13 protein-coding genes are annotated in these 14501 nt (G+C 74.8%); 7 read left to right on the forward strand and 6 right to left on the reverse strand.

Translation table 11 applies throughout. The features are described from left to right. Window positions 1–314: 314 nt before the first annotated feature. Together QOZ88_RS14305 and QOZ88_RS14310 are read left to right on the forward strand one after the other, a co-directional pair. On the forward strand, window positions 315–1241 hold the full coding sequence (locus QOZ88_RS14305) for a hypothetical protein (RefSeq protein ID WP_306000414.1): 927 nt from the start codon (window positions 315–317) through the stop codon (window positions 1239–1241). Between the two features lie 409 nt (window positions 1242–1650). Next, complete coding sequence (locus QOZ88_RS14310) at window positions 1651–1824, forward strand: hypothetical protein (RefSeq protein ID WP_306000415.1); 174 nt, start codon at window positions 1651–1653, stop codon at window positions 1822–1824. A 26-nt stretch (window positions 1825–1850) separates the two neighbouring features. On the opposite strand, the gene QOZ88_RS14315 is transcribed toward QOZ88_RS14310, so the two are convergent. The 3 genes from QOZ88_RS14315 to rfbB all read right to left on the reverse strand — a co-directional run bounded on the left by QOZ88_RS14315 (window position 1851) and on the right by rfbB (window position 4624). Further along, window positions 1851–2711 carry a hypothetical protein gene (locus tag QOZ88_RS14315; RefSeq protein WP_306000416.1) on the reverse strand — a complete coding sequence of 287 codons (861 nt, stop codon included), beginning with the start codon at window positions 2709–2711 and terminating at the stop codon, window positions 1851–1853. Window positions 2712–2786: 75 nt separating this feature from the next. Beyond that, window positions 2787–3632, reverse strand: a complete 846-nt coding sequence (locus QOZ88_RS14320) for an SDR family oxidoreductase (RefSeq protein ID WP_306000417.1) — start codon at window positions 3630–3632, stop codon at window positions 2787–2789. Continuing rightward, window positions 3629–4624 carry a dTDP-glucose 4,6-dehydratase gene (gene rfbB / locus QOZ88_RS14325; RefSeq protein ID WP_306000418.1) on the reverse strand — a complete coding sequence of 332 codons (996 nt, stop codon included), beginning with the start codon at window positions 4622–4624 and terminating at the stop codon, window positions 3629–3631. Before rfbB ends, QOZ88_RS14320 begins: the two co-directional genes overlap by 4 nt. A gap of 328 nt (window positions 4625–4952) precedes the next feature. Between rfbB and QOZ88_RS14330 the strand changes: the two genes are divergently transcribed. Both QOZ88_RS14330 and QOZ88_RS14335 read left to right on the forward strand, forming a co-directional pair. After that, entirely contained in the window at window positions 4953–6290 is a 1338-nt protein-coding gene (locus QOZ88_RS14330; RefSeq protein WP_306000419.1) for a hypothetical protein, read from the forward strand. Window positions 6291–6435: 145 nt separating this feature from the next. Continuing rightward, a complete protein-coding gene (locus tag QOZ88_RS14335; protein ID WP_306000420.1) occupies window positions 6436–7941 on the forward strand; it encodes a sugar transferase in 1506 nt (501 codons plus the stop codon). Window positions 7942–8000: 59 nt separating this feature from the next. On the opposite strand, the gene QOZ88_RS14340 is transcribed toward QOZ88_RS14335, so the two are convergent. Beyond that, window positions 8001–9236 (reverse strand): hypothetical protein, encoded by a 1236-nt coding sequence (locus QOZ88_RS14340; protein ID WP_306000421.1) that lies wholly within the window; start codon window positions 9234–9236, stop codon window positions 8001–8003. A 277-nt stretch (window positions 9237–9513) separates the two neighbouring features. On the opposite strand from QOZ88_RS14340, the gene QOZ88_RS14345 reads away from it, so the two are divergent. Next, window positions 9514–9687, forward strand: coding sequence for a hypothetical protein (locus QOZ88_RS14345; protein WP_306000422.1), 174 nt, complete (start codon window positions 9514–9516; stop codon window positions 9685–9687). Between the two features lie 131 nt (window positions 9688–9818). Here QOZ88_RS14345 and QOZ88_RS14350 read toward each other — a convergent pair whose 3' ends face one another. Next, window positions 9819–10619 (reverse strand): arsenate reductase/protein-tyrosine-phosphatase family protein, encoded by an 801-nt coding sequence (locus tag QOZ88_RS14350; protein WP_306000423.1) that lies wholly within the window; start codon window positions 10617–10619, stop codon window positions 9819–9821. A gap of 193 nt (window positions 10620–10812) precedes the next feature. On the opposite strand from QOZ88_RS14350, the gene QOZ88_RS14355 reads away from it, so the two are divergent. Further along, the gene (locus QOZ88_RS14355) at window positions 10813–11706 is read left to right on the forward strand and encodes an ATP-grasp fold amidoligase family protein (RefSeq protein WP_306000424.1); all 894 of its coding nucleotides are present in this window, start codon (window positions 10813–10815) and stop codon (window positions 11704–11706) included. 10 nt (window positions 11707–11716) lie between these two features. Further along, window positions 11717–12838 carry a glycosyltransferase family 4 protein gene (locus QOZ88_RS14360; protein WP_306000425.1) on the forward strand — a complete coding sequence of 374 codons (1122 nt, stop codon included), beginning with the start codon at window positions 11717–11719 and terminating at the stop codon, window positions 12836–12838. On the opposite strand, the gene QOZ88_RS14365 is transcribed toward QOZ88_RS14360, so the two are convergent. Next, window positions 12832–14340: a sugar transferase gene (locus QOZ88_RS14365; RefSeq protein ID WP_306000426.1), complete on the reverse strand. Its 1509-nt coding sequence runs from the start codon at window positions 14338–14340 to the stop codon at window positions 12832–12834. The two genes, QOZ88_RS14360 and QOZ88_RS14365, sit on opposite strands and share 7 nt — an antisense overlap. Window positions 14341–14501 lie beyond the last annotated feature (161 nt).

The following is a 14501-nucleotide window of genomic DNA, read 5'->3' on the forward strand; positions in this document are numbered from 1 at the left end:
CATCATGCGGGCACGAGCTGTCCGCGGGCCGACGGCCCGTTGACAGCTCGTCGGCGTGGAGGTGGACATCCGGTGGTGTGACCGCCCGCCGTCTCCGGACGCCGCCTCACGAGGAGGGTGGTGGCAGCACGGTTGGAGCCGTCCTCCAGGCCGGGGGTGCCCGGCGCGTCCGGACCGCTTCCGCCACCGCCCCTCGACCGCTCGGCGGCAGGAGCCTGGCCGGCGCCTTCCGCAGCGCACGTCGGGGCGCAGGTGCCGGACGTGCGGCGCGGAACCGCGCACGTCGGCGTCCCCGCTAGACGATGGTCGGTCCGGTGGTGGTCGGCGTCGGCTCGGTCGTCGGCGGAGTCGTCGTCGTCGGCGGGGTCGTCGTCGTCGGCGTCGGTTCGGTCGTGGGCGTCGGCGGGGTCGTCGTCGTCGGCGTCGGTTCGGTCGTGGGCGTCGGCGGGGTCGTCGTCGTCGGCGGGGTCGTCGTCGTCGGCGTCGGTTCGGTCGTGGGCGTCGGCGGGGTCGTCGTCGGCGTCGGGGTCGTCGTCGGCGTCGGGGTCGTCGTCGACGGCGGGGTCGTCGTCGACGGCGTCGGTTCGGTCGTGGGCGTCGGCGGAGTGGTCGTCGTCGGCGGAGTGGTCGTCGTCGGCGGAGTGGTCGTCGTCGGCGGAGTGGTCGTCGTCGGCGGAGTGGTCGTCGTCGGCGGAGTGGTCGTCGTCGGCGGAGTGGTCGTCGTCGGCGGAGTGGTCGTCGTCGGCGGAGTGGTCGTCGTCGGCGCACTCGTCGTCGGCCCGCTGTCCGGCGCCGCGTCTCCCTGCCGGTCCACGCCCTCGAGGATGCGCCGGACCGCCGCCGGGAGCGTCGCAGTCCGACGATCGCCGATGAAGACGCTGGAACCGGCGCGTCCGCCGACGCCGCCGTCGCCGTCGCCGTCGCCTGCTGATCGCGCCCCGTCGCCGACCGGTGCGACCGGAACGCTCTCCTCAGCAGCACCGCCCGGCGCGGACGCGAGCGGCGCGGCCTCCTGCTCTGCGGGTCCCCCGGTCAGCCCGCCGAAGGGGAAGTTGACCGCGACGGGCACACCGTCGCGCGGTTGTTCGGAGAGCACACCACCCCAGGCGAGGACTGCCACCGCGCAGCCGACGAGCCCGGCCGCGCACGCCAGGCCGATACCGAAGAGCGCGTCGAACGGATCGCGCTCCTCGACCCCCTCGAACTCTCGGTCCGGGTGGAAAGAACTGTCGCCGGCGTGACCTTCGTCATCCGGTTCGGGAGGGACGCTCAGGGGTGCCTCCTTCGATGGACCACGGCCACCTCGGGGGCCGGGTGCGCGTGGTGAGCGTTCTGCCACGCCGGCACGCCGGCCGCAAGGGGCGCCGACACGGCATCGGGAGGCAGGCCTCCGCCACCCTGCGCGGTTCACCGTTAGGTGGCCGGTCGGTGACGCTGGGATGACGAAAGCCCGACGTGCCGGTGACCGCTGCGAAGCAGGGACTGAGAACGGCCTGGTCGGGCCCCTGGGGTCCGACCCGCGCCTCGGGCACGACGCCACCCCTCGCCCACGGTCGCGACGGGGTCGGGTTCACATCGCCCGCTCAGGTGGTACACACGGCAGGCGGCGCAGGGCAGGCGGGCCGGCCGCTCCGCCGGGAAGGAGTGGTCGTGACGTCATCCCCGCGCTTCGGCGGCCACCGGGTGCACGGTGCCGGATCCGCGCCTGCAGACCGCCGTGGCCCGGCGGTGCACCTGCACCGCTTCCGCTGGCTCGGCCCGGACGCCTTCAGCTCGGCGACGCTGTACCGGTGCCGGTGCGGCGAGGTCCGGTCCGGCTTCTGAGGGATCCCCGCACCGGCCCGCCGCCGTCAGCGCGGCTGGTCGCCGAGCGGTCGGACGACCTGCGGAGCCAGCTCCAGGGAGTGCGCGTCGTCGGCACGGCGAAGCACCCAGCCGGCGGGGAGCACGAGTCGCGGAGCGACACCGATGAGGACGGCGACCAGGAACGCCACACCGGCCAGCGCCTCGCCGGACTCCTCGATGAAGGTGGCGGCGATCCCCAGCGACGCCGGCGCGAGGGCGGAGAGAGCCGAGAGACCGACGGAGGCGACGCCGTAGCCGGCGAGGCTGCCCAGGACCCGGCGCCGGTCACGGCGCTCCGTGCGGCTGAGGAAGAACAGCACCCCGACGACGGCAAGGGCCGCGACCGCGCTGACGGCGATGGCGGCGGGCCGGCCGACGGCGGAGTACAGAGCGGCCATCGCGTCGGCGTGCACGGTGCCCCCGGCCTTGACCGACGCGATGCCGGCGGCGACGACCCCCACGGCCAGCCACCAGGTGCGGCGGCCGGGGTTGCGGGCGGCCCCGGCAACGGCGGCGATCGCGGCGACGGCGAAGAGGCCGGCCACGAACAGGCGGGGCAGGGAGAACGGGGCGTCCATGGAGAGCAGCTGGGCGGCGGAGCCGGTGGCCCCGTTCAGGCGCAGCAGGAAGCCGGTGGCCATGAGCACGACCGCGGCAGCGGCCAGCCCGACCCCGACCGGGGGCAGCGGGACGGCGCGGCGGCGGGTGCGCACGGCGGTGGCCGCGGGAGCGAGCTGCTCGGCGGGGGCCCAGGACGGCGTCGCGAGGTCGTCCGCCCGGCGGATCACCTTCCCGATCAGGACACCCAGGGACGCGGCGACCGCCGTCCAGACGACCAGTCCACCGACGATCCAGGCCCACCACACGCGCTGATCATCGGCAGGGCGGCGGCAGAGCTTGACCGATGCGCGCCACGTGTCGGTACCGGCGGGGCTGCGGGGTCAGCTGAGGCCGGCGAGGTGGTGCCGCAGTCCGTCGCGCCAGTGCACCGGCCGGAAGCCGGTGGCGCGGATCCTGGCCAGGTCGAGCACCGAGTTCAGCGGCCGCGGCGCGACGCCGATCCGGCCGGCGAAGTACTCGGCGGTGCTCACCCGCGACACGTCGTCGGCGGAGCGGCCGCGCGCGGTGAAGACCAGCGCGGCGACGTCGGCCCACGACACGGGCTCGCCGTCGCCGGTGAGGTTGTAGGTGCCGTAGGGCGCGCCGGTCACGACCAGGTGGCGGATGCCGGCGGCCAGGTCGCGGGCGCTGGTGGGCCGTCCGATCTGGTCGTCGACCACCGAGGGCGAGACACCGCGGTCGGCGAGGCCGGCCATGGTGCGCAGGAAGTTGCCGCCCTCCCCCACCACCCAGGTGGTGCGCACCAGCCAGTGGCGCTCGACGGCGGTGGCGCGGGCGTCGCCGTCGGCCTTGCTGCGGCCGTAGACCGACAGCGGCGCGGGCGGGAGCTCTTCGGGGATCGGCCCGGGGTGCGTGCCGTCGAAGACGTACTCGCTGGACAGGTGCACGAGCGCGGCACCGGCCCGGTCGGCGGCCCGGGCGAGGTGGGCGACGGCGTCGACGTTGACCGCCCGGACGGCCGCCAGGTTCGCCGGGTCCTCCGCGGCGTCGACCGCCGTCCAGGCGGCGGCGTTCAGGACGACGTCGACGCCGGTCCAGTCGAACGCCTCCACCGCGGCGGCGTCGGTGACGTCGAGCGCCACCCGGTCGAGGGCGACCGCGCCGGGGAACTCGCGCCGCAGCGCCCGGCCGAGCTGCCCGCCCGCGCCGACGATGACGGCGTTCACTGCCCCTGGGCCGCGTACGCCGCCTCGACGCCGTCCTTGAGGGGACGCCACCAGGCCTCGTGCTCCCGGTACCAGTCGATGGTCGCGGCGAGCCCGTCGCGGAACTCGGTGTAGCGCGGCGTCCAGCCCAGCTCGGTGCGCAGCTTGGTGGCGTCGATCGCGTAGCGCAGGTCGTGGCCGGCGCGGTCGGTGACCGAGTCGAAGGCGTCGGCCGGCTGCCCGGTCAGCTCCAGGACCAGGGCGAGCACCTCGCGGTTGTTCTTCTCGCCGTCGGCGCCGATCAGGTAGGTCTCGCCGGAACGGCCGCGGTCGAGGATCGCGTGGACGGCGGAGTTGTGGTCGTCCACGTGGATCCAGTCGCGCACGTTCTCCCCGGCGCCGTAGAGCTTGGGCCGCAGCCCGGAGAGCACGTTGGTGACCTGCCGCGGGATGAACTTCTCGACGTGCTGATAGGGCCCGTAGTTGTTGGAGCAGTTGGAGAGGGTGGCGTGGATGCCGAAGGAGCGCACCCACGCCCGCACCAGCAGGTCCGAGCCCGCCTTGGTCGAGGAGTACGGGCTGGACGGGTTGTACGGCGTCTCGGGCGTGAACTTCGCCGGGTCGTCGAGCTCCAGGTCGCCGTAGACCTCGTCGGTGGAGATGTGGTGGTAGCGGGCGCCGTGCCGGCGCACCGCCTCGAGCAGGGTGAACGTGCCGACGACGTTGGTCTGCAGGAACGGTGCGGGGTCGCGCAGCGAGTTGTCGTTGTGGCTCTCGGCGGCGAAGTGGACGACGACGTCGCAGCGGCCCACCAGCCGGTCGACGACGTCGGCGTCGGCCACCGAGCCGTGCACGAACTCGATGTCGTCGCGGACCGCGTCCAGCGAGGCGGGGTTGCCCGCGTAGGTCAGCGCGTCGAGCACGGTGACCTCGTACTCGGGGTGCTCGCGCAACGTCTGGTGCACGAAGTTGGCGCCGATGAACCCGGCACCCCCGGTGACGAGCATGCGCATCGTCTGCTGAACCTCCGCCGTGGATCCGCGACCGGACGACGTTCCCGCGCCCGGTCCCCGCGCTGGGGCGGGTCGTCGTGCAGGGAACGACGGTAGTCGCACCGAGCGGAGGGACCCGGCACCTCGCCGTCGGCCCCGCCCCCTTCGAGGGGGTGGCGTCCTGGAGGCCGGACGCCCACGGTGCGACGCCGTTCCGAGTTCCTCCGGTCACCAACAGTGAGGCCGGGCCGCGCGCGGCCGCTGTTCACCCGAACGCCACCCGGGCCCGGTTCCCCTCGCCCAGACTTCGGCCGAAGGTGTTCGGGAGAGGAGCGACAGGGGGAACCGCATGTCCATCGGCCGGCCGTGGGGTGCCGCGCGGGTGCCGCGCGACCTCCGCTCGCCGGCCGCGGCCCCCTCCGGACGTGCGCGCTGGTCCCGGCGCCTGCTGGTGACCGCCTTCCTGCTGCTGGGCGTCTGGACGGTGCTCGCCGCCACCACCGACGACGCGGCCCGGGCCGAAGCTCGGGCGCCCACGGAGGGCGACACCCACGTCGTCGCGCCGGCCGGTGCGGTGACGCCGCTCCCCGATCCGCCCGCCGGTCCGCCGCCGGAGGTCCCGGTCGACCCGCCCGTGGTCCCGCTCGACCCGCCCGTGGTCCCGCTCGACCCGCCCGTGGTCCCGCTCGACCCGCCCGTGGTCCCGCTCGACCCGCCCGTGGTCCCGCTCGACCCGCCCGTGGTCCCGCTCGACCCGCCCGTGGTCCCGCTCGACCCGCCCGTGGTCCCGCTCGACCCGCCCGTGGTCCCGCTCGACCCGCCCGTGGTCCCGCTCGACCCGCCCGTGGTCTCGCTCGACCCACCCGTGGTCCCGGCCGACCCGCCGCCCGCCGGGGAGACCCCCGCCGGCGAGACCCCGGCCGACCCACCACCCGCCGAGCAGACCCCCGCCGACCCGGCGGCACCTCCGGCGACCGAGACCCCGGCCGAGCCGGCCCCGGCCACCGACGAGGGGACCGACGCGGACGCCCCGGCCACCGACGCCGGGACCGACGCGGACGCTCCGGCCACCGACACCCCGGCGTCGGAGCCGGCACCGGCCGCAGATCCCGCCGGCGTGCCCGCCGACGGCACGGAGGACCCGGTGCCGGCCGCTCCCGCGGCCGCCGACGAGCCGGCCGATCCGGCGCCTGCTGCCGACCCGGCGCCCGCTGCCGAGCCGGTGCCCGACCCGGCGGGGCCCCCCGAGGCGACCCCGCCCGCCCTCCCGGCCCCGGCCGGGCCCACCGCGGCCGAGTGCGCCCCCGAACCCGGCACCGCGACCGTGGCCCCCGCCTCCCCGGCGAAGGCCGCACCGGTGCCCGTGGGCGCGACCGGGCTCGGCCAGGCCCCGCCGGCCGACGACCCCCGTGAGCCGGCGGCACCACCGGTGCACCGACCTCCCCCGCCCAGCCCGCCGGCGACGCCGGTCGCGCCGGTGCACGCGCCTGCCCCCGTGGGCCACACGTCGGCCTCGGTGTACGGCGGCGGGTCGTGCGCCACGGGCCACACCGACCACGCGGACGCCGCGCTCGCGGTGCTCGACGCAGGTTTCCCCGCCTCCCTCGCCGGCTCGATCCGGATCGCTCGCGGGCACGACGCCGTCCTCCTGGGCCGCGTCGAGGACCCGGGTGCCAGCCCCGACTGACGGGCGCACCCCCTCCGTCCTCCCCCGCCGGTCCCCCCCGATCGGCTCGTCGAACACTCCATGACTCCGCACGTGCGCGACCGCCCCCGGTGACTTCTCCGCACCGGGTGCCGGACCGCCGTTCGCACCGCAGGGAACTCACGCGATGAGCAGTGAAGCCGTTCCGTCCGAACACGTCACCCAGCACCGCGCCGCGCCGCTCCAGCGGCTGCCGCGGCCCGACCGGCTCCGCGGGGCCGGCACCGAAGCGCGCCGGGCCTGGCGCGGCCCCTACGTCCGCCGGCTCGTCGTGTGGGACGCGCTCTGCGCGAGCGCGGCCGCCGGCAGCGGTCTGCTCGCCCGCTTCGCCCCGCCGGACGTGGGGCTCACGACCGCCTCCCTGGCCATCGCCGTCGCCCTGCCGGCCGTCTGGCTGTTCGCCATGGTGGTCGCGCGCAGCTACGAGAGCCGGTACCTCTGGGAGGGGCCGGAGGAGTTCCGCCGGGTCTTCTTCGCCGCCGCGCTGCTGCTGGCCATCGTGGGCACGGTCTCGTGGGGCCTGAAGCTCGAGGTCGCCCGCGGGTTCGTCGTCGTCGCCCTGCCGCTGGCCACCCTGCTCACCCTCGCCCAGCGGCAGGCGCACCGGTCCTGGCTGCGCCGGCAGCGGGCCCACGGGCGCTTCCAGCAGACGACGCTGCTCGTCGGCCACCGCACCGGCGTGGCGGCGCTCCGGGAGCAGCTGCACCGCGAGGCCGACCAGGGCTACCGCGTGATCGGGTACTGCCTGCCGCACGGCTCCGGCCTCCGCAGCGGCCCCGGCGGCCTGCCGGTCCTCGGTGCCCTGGACGAGGTGGTCGACGTCGTCGAGCGCTACGAGGTGGACACCGTGGCCGTGCTGCCGTCACCGGAGCTGGACGGCGCGGTGCTGCGCCGGCTGGGCTGGGAGCTGGAGAAGACCCAGGCCGACCTGCTGCTCGCGCCATCGGTCTCCGAGGTCGCCGGCCCGCGCATCCGCGTGCGCCCGGTCTGCGGGCTCTCCCTGCTGCAGATGGAGCGCCCCGAGCTCCGTGGCCTCCACCGGCTGGTCAAGGAGTCGTTCGACCGGACTGCCGCCGTGCTGCTCCTGCTGCTGCTGGCGCCGATCCTCGTCGCCGCCGCGGTGGCCGTCCGGTTCGACAGCCCGGGGCCGGTGCTGTTCCGCCAGGAGCGCGTGGGCCGCGACGGCCGCCGGTTCCCGATGCTGAAGTTCCGCAGCATGCACGTCGACGCGGAGCGCCAGGTCGCCCGGCTGGCGGCGGTGGACGAGGGCAACGGCGTGCTGTTCAAGATGCGCCAGGACCCGCGCGTGACGCGGGCCGGCCGGGTGCTGCGCCGGTACTCCATCGACGAGCTGCCCCAGCTGCTCAACATCGTGCGGGGCGAGATGTCGCTGGTCGGGCCGCGCCCGCCGTTGCCCTCGGAGGTCGAGCGGTACGGGGTGGAGATGCACCGCCGGCTGGTGGTCAAACCCGGCCTCACCGGTCTCTGGCAGGTGAGCGGCAGGTCCGACCTGTCCTGGAGCGACTCGGTGCGGCTGGACATCCACTACGTCGAGAACTGGTCGCTGACGCTGGACCTGATGATCCTCTGGCGGACGGTGGGGGCGGTCTTCACCGGCCGCGGCGCCTACTAGGGACGACGAAGGGGCGGGCGCCGCGCGTCTGCGCGGCACCCGCCCCCTCGAGGGTCAGGTCAGCGGTAACCGGGAGAGACGTACCCGATGCCGACGGAGCCGGCCGGGACGAAGTCACCCGACGCGGGCTTGCCCTGCGTGAGGGTGCCGCTCAGGTTCCCGATCGAGGGCCACGAGACGACGCCGTTGCTGATCTTCGCGGGGCAGCTGCGGTCATCGGTCTGCGGCCACACGCTGTAGCCCATGTCCCGGCCGGAGCGCGGGTCGAGGTAGACGTTCTCGAGCGCCAGCGGGTAGGTGTTGCAGTCGATGCGGATGAACTGCCCGCCCCGCTCGATCGGGTTCACCTCGGAGCTGCCGACGTTGGCGTTCCGGATGGTGCCCTTGCCGATGGCCCCGAGGTCCTGGCGCACCTGGATGCCCTGGTAGTTGGTCGTACCGGTGAGCCGGTCGATCCGGTACTCGCGCACCCCGCCCCAGGGCTGGAAGACGTCGGCGTGGTTCACCGAGTACGTGCCGCGCAGGGCGTCCATCCGGACGTTCTGGATCTGCACGGTCGCCTCGGGGGCGTTCACGGCGATGCCGTCGGCCTGCGAGCCGGCGACGTTGCCGTTGATGAGGACGCCCTCGATGTGGACGGTGCCCGTGCACTTGTGCACGTAGATGGCGCGCTGGTCGTCGTTGCCGATGCGGGCGGTGGGCAGGACGTTGATCTGCCCGCCCATGACGACGGCGTTGCGGCAGTTGGCGATGATGATCGGCGCGGCCGGGCGGTCGGCGGGCAGCTGGACCAGGACGTCCCCGCCCTTGCCGCTGACCGTGGTGACGGAGTTCGTCGAGGTGATGCGGGTGACCGGGTAATTCTGCCAGCCGGCCGGCGGGGCCCAGCTGAGGGCGCCGGTGGAGGGGGTCGTCGCGCGGGCGGGCGGGGCGGTGGTCGTGCTGGGGGTGGTCGCGGCCGTGGTGGGCTTCGGAGCGGGGGTCGGGGTGGTGGTCGTGGCGGTGGGGGCCGGGCCCGTACCGGAGCGCGAGCCGGCCACCGGGGCCAGCTCCTCCGCCCGGGCCTGCGCCTGTGCCTCGGCCTGGGCGCCGGCGGCGGCCTGGTCGGCCGGGACCTCGCCGGCCGGGGCCGCGTCAGGGGCAGTGGCGGCCGGGGACGGCTGCGTGGCGGGACGCGAGTCGCGGGACTCGACGGCAGGTGCGGCCTGCTCGGCGACGACGCCGGATCCCCCGCCCTGCACGATCGGATAGCTGAGGGGAAGGATCCCGATGAGCGCGAGGAGCAGCTGCGTCATGCGTCGGCGCGACATGCGCCGGCGACGACCGGGTCGGAGGCTTCGCCACTGTCGGTGAGCGTTTCGTGACACGCGACAGAAGGTAGCGTCACGGTTACATAACGCCAAGCCCGTTCGAGTGAATTTTCCGGGCTTCCCGGCGAGTCGTCACGGGTTCTGCTACGCGACTCGCGGCCCGACCAGCGCGGACGCCCAAACATGTGGGGGTGGACTTTTTCGGCAGGTTCTGCCCGCGTCGGACCGGACCCCGGCGCCTCCGCCCGCCTAGGAAGGTCCCATGACGTGGGTGCTGGTCCTCCTGACCGCGTGGACGATGCTGGCCGTGCTCCTGGCGCTCGGCATCGGCCGGGCGGTGCGCACGGCCGATCGGCGGCACGCGGCGGACACCGCTGCGGTGCCCGATTTCGTGCCCGCGGAGTGGACCACCGCCCCGCCCGTCGCCCGCCAGTAACCGCCGCTGATGGCGACGGAGTGCGCAGATGGTCAGTTCTCGGCACGGGACTTGCGCGTCCGCGCACACTGTCCTGACGCGAAGCGCTAGCCGGCCCACCGTGAACCAGTCGAAGGTTGCGTGAGGCGGTCCTAGGAGCTCGCCGGGCGCCGACGGCGGCCGAACGCGCCGAACGCACGCCGGGCACGTCCCGGGCCCGCGGACCGGTGGTCGAGCGCAGCCGGCAGCGACCCGTCCCCGTCGACCGCCCCGTCCGGCGCCGGGTGCCCACCGCTCCGGTCCACGTGCGCGGCGATCCGGACCGGCCCGGGCTCCACGGCGCCGTCGACCTCGGGGTGCAGCGAGATCAGCGCGGCCAGGACCGGCAGCAGGGCGTCGGCGACGGCCTGGCCGACCTCCTCGTGGCCTTCCAGGGAGCGGCCGATCGGATCGGCGATGTCGTCGCCCTCGTCGCCCCGGCGCCCGGGACGGGCCGCGGCCAGGGCGGCGACCAGCCCGCGGGCCCGGCCGGTGAAGCCCTCGCCCTCGGGCGGCCGGTCCTCCAGCGCGCCCAGCAGCGCGGCGGCCTCCCGCAAGGTGAACGTGCGCGCCAGCGCCCGTGGCGCGAGCTCCAGCACCGTGCGGCGGTGGTCCCGGGTCAGCGTCAGGACGAGGTCGGCCTCGGCGACCATCCCCGGCTCCAGCTGCCGGGCCACGAACCCCTCGGGGTCGCCGCCGAACCCGGAGATCACCAGTGCGCTCCGGGGGTGCATCGGGGAGCCGGTGACCGCGCGGGTGCCCGCGCTGACCAGCCGGACGTCGGAGGCCGCGTCGCCGAGGAGCCCGCGCAGGTAGGACCGCCCCAGCCCCTCGCCCATGGCCGACCGGCAGATGTTCCCGGTGCACACCAGCAGGACGGTCAGGGGTGTGGCGGGGATCTGCTCGTCGGACACGCCCCCAGTCTGATCGGCGCCGGCCACCGCCCGAAACCTCCGATGGGGTGGTTCGGTTCCGGAGAAAAGCCACGCCGGAGCCCGGGTACTAGGCTCGCCGCGACACCGGACGCACCGACGGAGCGCCCGGCAGCAGACACCGCCGGCGTGCCCACGTCTCACACCAGAAGGGGTCCGGATGCCCCGGAGCGGCTTGAACGAGAGCCTCCGACACGTTTTCCAGCCGGCCCACCGCAGGGTCGCCGGGCTCCTCCCCCTGCCCCTGCGGCGGCGGTACCTCTACCTGGCCGGGCACGGCCGGCTCCCGCGCCTGCGCGACCCGCAGACGTTCGGGGAGAAGATCAACTGGCGCATCATGCACGACCGGCGGCCGGTGCTGGCCTGGACGTGCGACAAGCTGGCGATGAAGGACCACGCTGCGCAGGTGGCGGAGGAGGCCGGCATCTCGGTGCCGGAGACCTTCTGGTCGGGCACCGACCTCACCGAGGTGGCCGGCCGGATGTTCGACCGCCCGTGGGTGCTCAAGCCCAACCACCGCAGCGGGCTGGTCCGCTTCGGCCGGGCGGACGAGTCGGTGGACGCCCGCACGATCGCGGCGACGAAGACCTGGCTCCGTGACGACCAGAGCGTGCTGCTCGGCGAGTGGGCCTACAGCCAGGCGCGGCCGCTCTACGTCCTCGAGGAGGCCATCGGCGACGGCGTGACGCCGCCCGACGACTACAAGTACCTGATGTTCGACGGCAAGATCGCCGCGGTGTCCGTGGACACGGGCCGGTTCACCAAGCAGCACTCGCGCACCTTCTACACGGCCGACTGGGAGCCGCTGCACGTGGCGACCGCCCTGGGCAGCGGCGAGCCGGGCCCGCCGCCGGAGAACCTGGCCGCCCTGAACCACGCGGCCGAGGTGCTCGCCCGCCCCTTCGACTTCATGCGGGTCGACCTCTACAACGTCGACGGCGTGATCTGGTTCAGCGAGCACACGCCCTACCCGGGCGGAGGTGTGCTGCCGTTCGAGCCGCACAGCTTCGATGCCTGGCTCGGGGAGCAGTGGACGCTGCCCGAGCTCGACGACGTCGCGGCTCGGTGATCCGGGCACGATGCGAGGATCGACGCCCGGCTCCGGCCGGCACCATCACCACGACGACGGCGCACTCCGCGTCCTGAGCATCGGCCCCACCGGCGGCCAGTCCGGCGGCATGGCGTCGGTCGTCGCCGAACTCGAGGCGCAGAACGGCCTCAGCGACGCACCCGTGCAGCTGCGGGTCGTGGACTCCGGGGGCATCGGGCCGACCCCGCGGCGGGCCGCCAACTTCGCCCGCTCCATGCTCACCGCCGGCACCGCGCGCGCCGACGTCGCCCACCTGCACGTGGCCAGCCGCGGGAGCACCTGGCGCAAGATGGCGGTCGCGGCGGCGTGCTCGCTGCGCGGCCTGCCCTACGGCATCCACCTGCACGGCGCCGGGTACCGCGGCTTCCTCGAGGCCGTCTCCCCGGCCGCGAAGCGCCGCATCGAGCGGTTCTTCCGCCGCGCCGCGTACGTGGTGGTCCTGGGCGGACCCTGGGCCCAGCTGGTCACCGAGGAGCTGGGGGTGCCCGCCGAGCGGGTGCACGTCGTGCACAACGGCGTGGCCGACGGCGCCCCGCCCGTGACGCCCTGGCCGGCCGACCGCCCCAGGCGGGTGGTGCTGATGGGGCGGATCGACGAGTCCAAGGGCGTGCCGGAGCTGCTGCGCGCCTTCGAGCGGCTCGACGGCCTCCCCGACGTGGAGCTGGTCCTCGCCGGCCCGCCGGTCGACCCCCGCGTCGTCGCGCTGGTGGAGCAGGCCGTCCGCAGCCGACCCGGCCGGATCTCCTACGCCGGCTCACTGCCCCGGGCAGCGGCCCAGGAGCTGCTGCGCACGGCCTACCTGCTCGCGCTGCCCAGCCACGCCGAGGGGCTGCCGATGGTGGTCATCGAGGCGATGTCCCGGGGCATCCCTGCCGTGACGACGCCGGTGGGTGCCATGGAGGAGCTGGTCACCCACGGCGCGAACGGCTTCCTCGTGCCTCCCGGCGACGTCGACGCCCTCGCCGAGCACCTGGTGCGCCTGCTGGGCAGCACGGAGCTGCGGGACGAGATGGCCCGGGCGGCCTACGGCACGTGGGAGGCGGGCTTCGACGCCCGCACCATGTACGCCGACATCCGCGAGTGCTGGCGGAGCACGGCGGACGCTCAGTAGGCGCCGCGCCCGCGGACGACCGCGCCGAGGGTCTTCCAGAGGATCATCATGTCGAAGCTCAGCGACCAGTTCTCCACGTACCGGACGTCGATGCGCACCGAGTCGTCCCAGGAGAGGTCCGAGCGACCGCTGATCTGCCACAGCCCGGTGATGCCCGGCTTGACCAGGAAGCGGCGGCGCATGTCGAAGCCGTAGCGCTCGGTCTCGCTGGGCAGCGGCGGGCGCGGGCCGACCAGGCTCATGTCGCCGCGCAGCACGTTGATCAGCTGGGGCAGCTCGTCGAGGGAGTACCGGCGCAGCAGGCGCCCGACGCGGGTCACGCGGGGGTCGACCTTGCGCTTGTAGAGCACGCCGTTGCCGTCGTTGTCGGCCTCCAGCACCTCGGCCATCCGGTCGGCGCCGTGCACCATGCTGCGGAACTTGAGCATGGAGAACGTCTGCCCGTCGCGGCCGACGCGGGTCTGCTCGAAGAAGACCGGCCCGCGGCTGGTCGTCTTCAGCGCCAGCGCGATGACGAGGAACAGCGGGAGCGTCACCAGCAGCGCCGTGGCGGCCAGCGAGGCGTCGACCGCCGTCTTGGCCAGCCGGCGCACCCCGCGCAGCTCCGGGCGCTCGACGTGCAGCAGCGGGAGCCCGCAGACCGGGCGGATGGCCACCCGCGGGCCGACGACCTCGGTCACCGCGGGGGCGAGCAGCAGCTCGGCCTCGGTCTTCTCCAGGTCCCAGCCCAGCCGGCGCAGCGAGGGGCCGTCCAGCTCGGGGCAGGGCATGACGGCGACGGTGTCGACCTCGAACCGCTGCACCACGTCGAGCACCTCGTCGAGGCCGCCGAGGACGGGCAGGCCGTCGAAGTCGGCGGGGCCGTCGGCCGCCTTGCCGTCCGGCAGGCAGCACCCGATGACCCGGTAGCCGTGGTAGCCGGCGCGGTCGAGCTCGGCGTGCAGCGAGGCGACGGCGTTGCGGTGCCCGACGACGACCGTCGTCTGCTGGAAGGCCCCGCCGTTGCGAGCGCGGTGCAGCGCCTGCCGGCGCAGGTAGCGCTGCAGCAGCGTCAGCACCGTCGCGAGAGGGAGGGCGATGACGACGAAGCCGCGCGCGACGCGCAGGTCCAGTCCCCAGGAGACCACGGCCACCGCAGCCAGCAGGACGGCCGCGGCATGCAGGACCCGCCGGAACTCCTCGGCACCCACCCAGAGGAAGCGCTCCTCGTAGCTCCGCCCGATGTGCATGGCGGCCACCCACATCGCAGGCATCGCCAGCGCGGCCCAGAGCGAGTACTGGGCGGCGCCGTCGACGTCGGTCCCGAACCGGCCGAAGTAGCCGATCGTGGCCGCGAGCACGGCGGCGACCGCGTCCCCGAGCACGATGCTGCGCACATAGGCGGTGCGCCACGCCCGGCGCGCCTCGGTGCCCTCGCCCCGCAGGCGGCGCAGGCCGGGGAAGCGGGTCCGCACCGTGGCCGGCAGCACCTCACGAGCGGTCTGGTCGTGAGAAACCTGCATGGGGTTACCGAGCCTCCTGGGTGCGTCTGGTCGTCATCTCGGCGACTCGAACATCTCGCCGCCCCACTCCGATCACGCTGGGTGAGCAGAAGAGGGCAGCGAGGCCCCGTTGCCTCGGCCGGTCGAACCGCCGAGCTCGACGTTAGCGGTTGCGCGACGAT

The organism is Blastococcus carthaginiensis, assembly GCF_030731085.1.
GTDB lineage: Bacteria > Actinomycetota > Actinomycetes > Mycobacteriales > Geodermatophilaceae > Blastococcus > Blastococcus carthaginiensis.